This is a genomic window from Streptococcus sp. 400_SSPC, from assembly GCF_001072745.1.
GTDB classification, from domain to species: Bacteria; Bacillota; Bacilli; order Lactobacillales; family Streptococcaceae; genus Streptococcus; species Streptococcus xiaochunlingii.
Genome location: NZ_JVIQ01000036.1, coordinates 1 through 815 on the forward strand (window position 1 = coordinate 1; position 815 = coordinate 815).

At 31.8% G+C, this 815-nt stretch carries 1 protein-coding gene; it reads right to left on the reverse strand.

Annotated features, from left to right (window positions below):
• Nucleotides 1-99: 99 nt before the first annotated feature.
• Nucleotides 100-582: a hypothetical protein gene (locus ADH49_RS05105; protein ID WP_048690418.1), complete on the reverse strand. Its 483-nt coding sequence runs from the start codon at nucleotides 580-582 to the stop codon at nucleotides 100-102.
• Nucleotides 583-815: the final 233 nt, after the last annotated feature.

Below are 815 nucleotides of genomic sequence, written 5' to 3' on the forward strand. Positions count from 1 at the left end.
TATATTAGTATATCACGTCCATATGTCCTTGTCAATATCTTTTTTCTATTTTTTTAAATTTTTATTTTTATGAGAAAGGATGCTTTCTTACATCCTTTTTCATAAATGTTGATCCTTGAAGTCTTTCAAGTATTCTTTTAGCCTTCTCCGCATCTTTGCTCTTCCTGAAAAACGTTGATTCATCAGAAGTTTATCATAATCTTCTTTTTCTTGATCGGTTAGATTTTTTCGGAATTCTTTTAGGGCTCCTCTTAACAGGACTAGTTCATCTAAAAAGAGTTCTTTTGATCGAAGTCGATGGCTGATTTCTCCAATTTCTGTATAAGGGACCTTATTTAACTTCCTTTTATCACTTTCTTGTTTTCTAACTTTATCTTTTATATGGTTACGAAACTTTGTTTTGAAGTAGGTTAATAGAATTTCTTCATTTTCTTCTACTTCCGGATTACTTATTTGTAGCTCATATAAGACCAGTCTACCTTCTTGTTCCCAATCTGCGTGATCCCAAAGATGAATATAAAATTCCTTTTCACATTTCCATACTATCCATTTTACTTTCTCATATGATTTTTTAAAGTTCATTGGACCTCCTTTCTAACTTGTCTTTATTTTAAAGGAGGTTTGGATTTATTTGTGCTTATTTTCTATTTGGAATCTTTTCTTATTCTAATTGGTCATTATTTTGATAAAAATGTCAGAATAATGGTTTTATCAAACAAAAAAAGTTGCTACCAATGTAACAACTTTTTGCGATAGTCCGTACGGGATTCGAACCCGTGTTACCGCCGTGAAAAGGCGGTGTCTTAACCCCTTGA

What these genes read in the sequence shown, in the direction of transcription:
- ADH49_RS05105 (WP_048690418.1), bottom strand. Translation starts at nt 582, where the DNA reads ATGAACTTTAAAAAATCATATGAGAAAGTAAAATGGATAGTATGGAAA.